This is a genomic window from Pseudomonas sp. HP_14 (assembly GCF_055283875.1).
Map to the genome: position 1 here is coordinate 1 of NZ_JBTOQI010000016.1, position 3132 is coordinate 3132.

Annotated in this window: 2 protein-coding genes and 2 tRNA genes; 2 read left to right on the forward strand and 2 right to left on the reverse strand. The window is 57.6% G+C overall.

Features of this window, described 5'->3' with window-relative positions:
• Positions 1–173: 173 nt before the first annotated feature.
• Complete coding sequence (gene rdgC, locus ACYASS_RS12885) at positions 174–1094, reverse strand: recombination-associated protein RdgC (protein ID WP_087265406.1); 921 nt, start codon at positions 1092–1094, stop codon at positions 174–176.
• A gap of 161 nt (positions 1095–1255) precedes the next feature.
• Here rdgC and ACYASS_RS12890 point away from each other — a divergent pair.
• Together ACYASS_RS12890 and ACYASS_RS12895 are read left to right on the forward strand one after the other, a co-directional pair.
• A tRNA-Val gene (locus ACYASS_RS12890) sits at positions 1256–1331 on the forward strand.
• Positions 1332–1351: 20 nt separating this feature from the next.
• Positions 1352–1428: transfer RNA gene (locus ACYASS_RS12895), tRNA-Asp, on the forward strand.
• A 228-nt stretch (positions 1429–1656) separates the two neighbouring features.
• Here the strand turns inward: ACYASS_RS12895 and ACYASS_RS12900 are convergent.
• On the reverse strand, positions 1657–2790 hold the full coding sequence (locus ACYASS_RS12900) for a cupin-like domain-containing protein (protein ID WP_463586414.1): 1134 nt from the start codon (positions 2788–2790) through the stop codon (positions 1657–1659).
• Positions 2791–3132: the final 342 nt, after the last annotated feature.

Genomic DNA, 3132 nt, shown 5'->3' on the forward strand with positions numbered 1-3132 from the left:
GTTTTTTTCCCGTCGGCGCGCCCGGGGTCGCCACCCACCGCCCCCCCGACCGCACGCCACCCCCCCACCCCCCCCCCCCCCCCCCCCCCCCCCCCCCCCCCCCCCCACTCCTACAGAAAGCATCTCTCAATTCAGCCAATAAGTTCCGAAAAGAGGTGGATTACTTGTGCTGCTTAAATGCCCTGCGGAATCTCTTCGCCGCCCAGTGCTTCAAACAGCTCCGGCAGGAATTCGCCGAAGGTCAGCATCATCAGGGTGAAGCTGGCGTCCAGTTGGCCCAGGGCCTCGTCGCCACCGTCTTGTTCTGCCTGATCCTGCAGCAGATCTTCGAACTTCAGGCGCTTGACGGTCATCTTGTCGTCAAGCACGAAGGACAGCTTGTCCTGCCACGCCAAGGACAATTGGGTGACGACTTTGCCAGTGCTCAGGTGCAGCTGGATTTCATCGCTGGTCAGGTCCTGACGTTTGCAACGCACGATCCCGCCATCTTCATGGGTGTCACGCAGTTCGCATTCGTCCAGGACGAAGAAGTTATCGGCGGCTTTCTGCGTGGTGACCCAGTCGGTCATTACAGCGGTAGGTGCGGTCTTCACAGTCAGCGGACGTACCGGCAATGTGCCAATCACTTCACGCAGGGTCGACAACAGGTCTTCGGCGCGTTTCGGGCTGGCCGAGTTCACCAGAATCAGGCCCTGCTTCGGTGCGATGGCGGCGAAGGTCGATGAGCGACGAATAAAGGCACGCGGCAAGAACGCCTGGATGATTTCATCCTTGAGCTGCTCGCGTTCCTTCTTATAGACCTTGCGCATTTGCTCGGCTTCGATCTCGTCGACCTTTTCCTTCAATGCGTCGCGCACAACGCTACCCGGCAGGATGCGTTCTTCTTTTCGGGCCGAGATCAGCAGGAAGTCGCCGCTGACGTGCACCAATGGAGCGTCTTCGCCTTTGCCGAAAGGGGCGACGAAACCGTAAGTGGTCAACTCCTGGCTGGCGCAGGCGCGAGCCGGTTTGGTCGCCAAAGCGGTTTCCAGTGCTTCGGCGTCAAAAGGCAGATCCTGGGTCAGGCGGTAGACAAGCAGGTTTTTGAACCACATGAGGTGAATCTCTCCTTCTATACAAAGGGGGGCATTATTCGCTGCTATTACCCCGCGGCCAACCCTGTGCTAAGCCTTTGGAACGATTATAAAAATTATTTAAAAAAGTGCTTGCCAGAGGTTAGGTCGCTCCGTAGAATGCGCGCCACACCGAGAGTGAAGGGTGATTAGCTCAGCTGGGAGAGCAGCTGCCTTACAAGCAGCGGGTCGGCGGTTCGATCCCGTCATCACCCACCATCTCGCTCAAAGTGTTACGCGCAGCGGTAGTTCAGTCGGTTAGAATACCGGCCTGTCACGCCGGGGGTCGCGGGTTCGAGTCCCGTCCGCTGCGCCATATTCCGCTTCAAGGCCCTTGAACTCCTTGAAGCAACAGAAAGCCCGCCTAGTGCGGGCTTTTTGTTGTCTGGATTTTGTGCTACTGCGATTTGATCAGGCGTCAGCCCTGAATCTGTAGGAGTGAACTTGTTCGCGAAGGGATAGCACATTCAGCAAATCATTTGCCTGACACGACGCTTCGCCAACAAGTTGGCTCCTACAGGGAGTGATGATTGAATGACCCTTCCTACCAACCTCGCCCCGAATTGACCCAGAAGTTGACCGACAGCGACGTCGACACTGACTCCACCTGATGAAACCAGCCTTCCGGCAGAAACAGCAGATCGCCTGCCTCCAGGGTTATCCGCAGGAATGTGACCATTCGTGCTGTAGGAAAGCGCTGATAGTCCGGCGCATCGGGGTTGAAGTCGCAGCCATCCAGTCCTCCTTTCGGCGCTGTCGACCAGGTGCCCAATGCCGGGCGGTGGTGGGGCGCGGCCAGAATAAAAGACTTCTGCCCCCAGACTTGTGCGAACAGGTTATCGGTATCGTCCCGATGCAGCGGTGTAAGCGTGCCTTTCGGGCCGATCCAGATTCTGGGCGGTATATAAAGCTGGCGTTCGAAGTACTGCGGGTACTCAATCAGCTTCATCAACTGGGTGGGCATGATGTTGTTGCCCATGTAGGCGGGCGGTGAGCCGTCAGCGCTCTTGGTCGCCGGTTTTTCCAGGGAGGCAATAAAGTCGGCCATCGAGGTGGAGCGGAAGTCGCGATCCGTGGAGAAGGTCTTCTTCACGTAGTCGCCATGGCGAGTGATGCCTTGCAGTTCTGCGAAATGACGCAAGGATTCTTCCCGGCCCATGGTGAACAGCGGCCAGTCCTGCAAGGCATTGCTGATAATCAGCGGAATGCCCTCTGGCAGATAACGGCTTTTGAATTCGCTGACCGACACGTCTTCATAGGGCCTGCGCTCCACGGTGCGCTGGACCGGCAGGCTGGCTGAAACCCGCTCGCTGACCCGCGCTGGCGTCGGGTAGCGCTGGTTCATGTCGACCTTTTTCGCCTGGCCCGTACCGCGCCGCGCGCTGTTGATGATCTGTGGCAGCAGCGTGGCCAGGCCCATGTTGCCGTTGATCTTCAAGCGACCGCTGGCGAACAGTTCTTCGACGTTGGCCATGCCGCCCATGATGCCCATGAAATCTTTTTCCGCGACCTCAATGGTTACATCGGGGGAGCTGTGCCGCCCGGCCTCGGTCCGGCTCTGCGCCTTGACCTCCGACCAGAACGCCAGTTGCGGACCGAACACGAACTGGAAAACGCCTTCGATACCGACCGAGCCGGCATTGACGAACAGCTTTGACAGGACGCTCTGCAAATCCATGGCGGTCGCTCTTGTAGGTGTGGTGAAGAGGGAACGAATGGAGGGGTGGGAAATTTATGCGGGGTGTGGCGTTCCGATAGCCTGAGATTCAGTTGATTTTTGCATTGCCTATTACATCGCCATCGGGAGCAAGGTGGAACGCTACTCCGGTCGCTCCTACAGTTGGAATGCGGTCATCTGTAGGAGCGAGCTTGCTCGCGATGGCGTCGGTGCATTCAAAGCAGAAATCTAAAGCAAAAATACATAAACAACCCACCCGCGCCCTTAATTTCAAAGTGTTTCATCCGTTTTCAGAGGACTGGTTGAGCCGGATAGCTCCCACCTTCACAACGGATGACTGCC